This window comes from Pseudomonas sp. (genome assembly GCF_050739995.1).
Classification (GTDB): Bacteria; Pseudomonadota; Gammaproteobacteria; order Pseudomonadales; family Pseudomonadaceae; genus Aquipseudomonas.
On the sequence record NZ_JBOICG010000778.1, the window covers coordinates 1 to 4,371 of the forward strand.

Here is a 4,371-nt window from a genome sequence, read left to right on the forward strand (position 1 = left end):
CGAACTTCGAACGCCTGCTGTTCGACATGCACGGTCGCAACGGCGCGGCCATTGCCGGCCTGATGGACACCTTCAAGAGCGGCGGCGGTTTCAGCGTGGACGAAGAGCGCTGGACCGAAACCCGCAAACTGTTCGACTCCCTGGCGGTTGACGATGCGCAGACCTGCGAAACCATCGCAGAGGTTTACGCTCAGACCGGCGAACTGCTGGACCCGCATACCGCCATCGGTGTGAAGGCCGCCCGCGAATGCCGTCGCAGCCTGGATATCCCGATGGTGATCCTGGGCACCGCCCATCCGGTCAAATTCCCGGAAGCGGTGGAGAAGGCCGGTGTCGGCAAGGCGCTGGAGTTGCCGGCGCATCTGGCGGACCTGTTCGAGCGTGAAGAGCGTTGCACCGTGTTGGCCAATGATCTGAAGACTGTGCAGGCGTTTGTGAGCCAGCATGGCAACCGAGGCAAGCCGTTGTAAGGCGAACCGCGCACACAAAAACGCCGCTTTCCCTTCTGTGGGTCAGCGGCGTTTTTTGTATCTGGCAGGCCGGGTCAAGCGCTACGAGAATAGTTTCTGAGCGACGACTATTACGGTGCCGACTGCGGCATAGAATCCCGTCGCGATACCCACTGGGTACCAGAAAGTTTCACAGGTTATCTTCAGGGACTCTTTATTGAGTTTGTTCTGCTCTGCATTCATACGTGCAATTTCAGCAAAAATACGTGATACCTCGGCGTGCATTCTGTCTGTCGATGTCTGCTGTTCATTTTGTTCCGCCATCTTGATCATCCTTCGTAGTAACGGCCTTTTTACATGCGCTTTTGTCTGCACCGCAGCGTGACCAGCGCTCACCGAGTATAGGATTCACCTCTGGCCTCAGCTCTCGGCCAACCCCAAAACAGTTGCCCATTGCGTAAGCAGTTATGTGCCGCCGTTTTTTCCCTGTCATGTTGCAAGCGCATGCTGGAATCCGTCACCCCTGACGGCCCCATAAAGACGAGAAAGCGAACTTTCCTACGTCACAAACAGTCACTTAGGATAGATGCAGCTCCCGTTGAAACGATTGTTCCCGAACTATTGAGTGGTGATCGAGATGGAAAGTATCAGCCTATTGCTCGAAGAAGCACTGAGCCCTTATCAGGTTACGCTGACCACCTCTGGTGTGCAGGGCGAGTGCCTGGTGACCGTGAAGAACCCTGCTGGCGCCATCGTGGTCGAGCGTGAAGTTGACCGCGCGCAATTGACGGACAAGCGCGTCTTGGTCGACGTCGTGGATTGCCTGCTGCGCGATCTGAAGATTGCCGAGGGGCGTCTGGAGCCGTCAGTCATTGCGGCTTTGCGCAACGCCGCGCAGACCCGTAGCGCAGCCCGCGCATGAAGAATTGTTCATCGCTGGAAACTTCCTACTGCATGGCCGGTCAGATTTTTTAACAGCAAGAGCAAGCATTGTGCTCCGGTGTTTGTGGCTTGTTGTACTGGTCTTTGTAGGCCACGTTTAACCCCGAGTTGTCTCCCCACTGCTCGGGGTTTCTTTTTGCCCGAAATTTGTCAGGGCTGTGGGTCATCCTGGAAAAAGTGCGGGTTGTCTTTCAAATACTGCTCGCGCATGACCGGGTCCAGCCACAGCGCATAGGCATTCTGTACCTGTGCTTGTGGGAGATCTTCCAGTGCCTGATTGATCCGTACGATGGCCTGGCGCCCCTGCGCGGTGTTCGAACACCCGATGTAGATGCGTTGGTAAGGCGCAGTGCCTTTGATGGCAAGGAACATCAGGTCGTCAGGCGCTATGCCCTGTTGCATTGCTTGGTAACGGATTTCCGTCCAGTAACCGAGCACGGCTTCCAACCTGCCCAGCCGCTGCATTTGCAGTAAGCTGCCCAGAGCGTCGTTACCGTAATGCAGGGCGAGTTTATGTGAGTCGGTGCTCTTGAGGCGCTCATCGATCACAGGTCCGTAGCTGCGCTCGGCGATGGCTCCAAGGCGGGCATTCGGGGTTTGCAGAAATGCCTGCAAGTCGAAGTGCCCCGCGACGATAAACGGCGCCATTGCTGCCTGCTGGCTACGGCGGATCATCACCCCATTGCTGACCACCACAAATGCCTGGGCGGAAAACGCCACGTACTTTGCCCGTTCCGGGGTCCACAGCAGTGAGGGATCGCAGGTTAAAGACGGAGTACGCAACATTTGCATGCCCCGGGCACGGTTCACATGCAGAGCCTGGTGATGATATTCCGGCAGGCGCTCTTGAAGCATGGGCATCAGGTGGTCCAGTGCCCCCAGGCCTTTTTGCGGCCCTTCGAAAATAGTCAGCGGTGGCAGGTCGCGCAGCAGCCAAGTCAGCGTGTCTTCGGCGCTAGCTGTGGGCGGCCACGCGCAGGCGATCAGGCTGGCCAGGCACCCGTGCATGAACCAACACAGGGAGCGGCGAGCCATCAGATCGCGCCATCCTCACGCAACCGAGAAATGGCTGCGACGTCGTAACCCAGTTCATTGAGCAGTGTACTGTTGTGCTCGCCCAACTGCGGCCCGACCCACTCACAACTGCCCGGCGTGTCCGAGAGCTTGGGCACGATGCCGGGCATCTTGAAGTCCTTGCCGTCCGGCAACTGTGCCTTGAGGAACATTTCCCGTGCCAGGAATTGTGGGTCGCCCAGCATGTCCTCGGCGCTGTAGATACGGCTGGCAGGCACTTCGGCTTTGTTCAGAGCCTCTACCACCTGATCCAGTGGCAGCGAGTTGACCCAGCGATCAATCACGCCATACAGCTCATCACGGCGGCTATCGCGCCCGTCGTTGCAGGCCAGTTGTGGATCATTGGCCAGATCTTCACGGCCAATGGCCGACATGAAGCGTTTGAAGATCGCATCGCCATTGGCACCGATTTGCACGTGCTTGCCATCGGCACTGGTATGGATGGAGGAGGGCGTGATACCGGGCATGATGTTGCCGGTGCGCTCGCGGATGAAACCGAACACGTCGAACTCCGGGATCATGCTTTCCATCATCGCGAAAATGGCTTCATACAACGCCACGTCCACCACCTGGCCCAGTCCGCCGTTGACCTCCCGATGACGTAGCGCCATCAACGCGCCGATCACCGCCCATAACGCGGCAATCGAATCGCCGATGGAAATCCCGGTACGCACCGGCGGGCGGTCTTCGAAACCGGTGATATAACGCAAGCCGCCCATGGACTCACCTACCGCACCAAACCCCGGCTGGTCCTTCATCGGGCCGGTCTGGCCGAAGCCGGAGAGACGCACCATCACCAGTTTAGGGTTCAGGGCATGCAAGGTTTCCCAGTTCAGGCCGAGTTTTTCCAACACGCCGGGGCGGAAGTTTTCGATCAGGATGTCGGCGTCCGCCAATAGCTGCTTGAGGATCGCCAGGCCGTCTGGGTGCTTGAGGTTCAGCGTCAACGACTTCTTGTTGCGCGCCTGCACAAACCACCACAGCGAGGTGCCTTCATACAACTTGCGCCATTTGCGCAGTGGGTCGCCGCCGTCAGGCGATTCGACCTTGATCACCTCTGCACCGAATTCGGCGCAGATACGCGATGCAAACGGGCCGGCGATCAGGGTGCCCAGTTCGATGACTTTCAGGCCGGCAAGCGGTTTGGCATTAAACGACATGGGGATCCTTAGCGAGCGTGGGACGGTGATGTGATGCGTTTTAACATAGGCGAGCGATCCAGGGATAAGGATGATGCAGCTCAGTATTCGGTGAATGGCCCCAGCATCGGTTAGACTGGCCGCCTTTCCCTGTCTCTAGAAGCCCGTTCATGGCCCAGCCGTCCACGACCTACAAATTCGAACTCAACCTCACCGACCTTGACCGCTCGGTGTACGAGAACGTTAAACAGACCATCGCCCGCCACCCTTCGGAAACCGAAGAACGCATGACTGTGCGCCTGCTGGCCTACGCCCTTTGGTACAACGAGCAGTTGGCGTTTGGCCGTGGCCTGTCAGATGTAGACGAACCGGCCCTGTGGGAAAAAAGCCTGGATGACCGTGTTCTGCACTGGATCGAAGTCGGCCAACCCGACGCCGACCGCCTGACCTGGTGCTCGCGTCGTACCGAGCGCACTAGCCTGTTGGCCTATGGCAGCTTGCGTGTGTGGGAAGGCAAAGTGGTTCCGGTGGCGAACAACCTGAAGAACGTACACATCGCCGCGGTGCCGCAAGAAGTCCTGGAGACCCTGGCCAAGGACATGCCCCGCGTTATCAAGTGGGACGTGATGATCAGCGAAGGCACCATGTTCGTCACTGACGACCGCGGGCAGCACGAAGTGCAACTCCAGTGGTTGGTCGGCGAGCGCGGTTAAAAGGTGGGAGGGGGCTTGCTCCCGATTACGGTGGATCAGTCACTGCGACCTAAT

General features: G+C 58.3%; 5 protein-coding genes and 1 pseudogene. 3 read left to right on the plus strand and 3 right to left on the minus strand.

Annotated elements, in window-relative coordinates:
- Positions 1-470: pseudogene (locus tag ACRESD_RS26365) on the plus strand (threonine synthase); the annotation flags it as partial.
- Between the two features lie 81 nt (positions 471-551).
- Here the strand turns inward: ACRESD_RS26365 and ACRESD_RS26370 are convergent.
- On the minus strand, positions 552-773 hold the full coding sequence (locus ACRESD_RS26370) for a hypothetical protein (protein WP_016971927.1): 222 nt from the start codon (positions 771-773) through the stop codon (positions 552-554).
- A 313-nt stretch (positions 774-1,086) separates the two neighbouring features.
- Here ACRESD_RS26370 and ACRESD_RS26375 point away from each other — a divergent pair, with 313 nt between their 5' ends.
- Positions 1,087-1,371, plus strand: coding sequence for a DUF3509 domain-containing protein (locus ACRESD_RS26375; RefSeq protein ID WP_431753589.1), 285 nt, complete (start codon positions 1,087-1,089; stop codon positions 1,369-1,371).
- Positions 1,372-1,541: 170 nt separating this feature from the next.
- Here the strand turns inward: ACRESD_RS26375 and ACRESD_RS26380 are convergent, their stop codons facing one another.
- Complete coding sequence (locus ACRESD_RS26380; RefSeq protein WP_431753590.1) at positions 1,542-2,426, minus strand: TIGR02285 family protein; 885 nt, start codon at positions 2,424-2,426, stop codon at positions 1,542-1,544.
- On the minus strand, positions 2,426-3,625 hold the full coding sequence (locus ACRESD_RS26385; protein WP_431753591.1) for a CaiB/BaiF CoA transferase family protein: 1,200 nt from the start codon (positions 3,623-3,625) through the stop codon (positions 2,426-2,428). Before ACRESD_RS26385 ends, ACRESD_RS26380 begins: the two co-directional genes overlap by 1 nt.
- Positions 3,626-3,774: 149 nt before the next feature.
- On the opposite strand from ACRESD_RS26385, the gene ACRESD_RS26390 reads away from it, so the two are divergent.
- Positions 3,775-4,317 carry a YaeQ family protein gene (locus ACRESD_RS26390; RefSeq protein ID WP_431753592.1) on the plus strand — a complete coding sequence of 181 codons (543 nt, stop codon included), beginning with the start codon at positions 3,775-3,777 and terminating at the stop codon, positions 4,315-4,317.
- Positions 4,318-4,371: the final 54 nt, after the last annotated feature.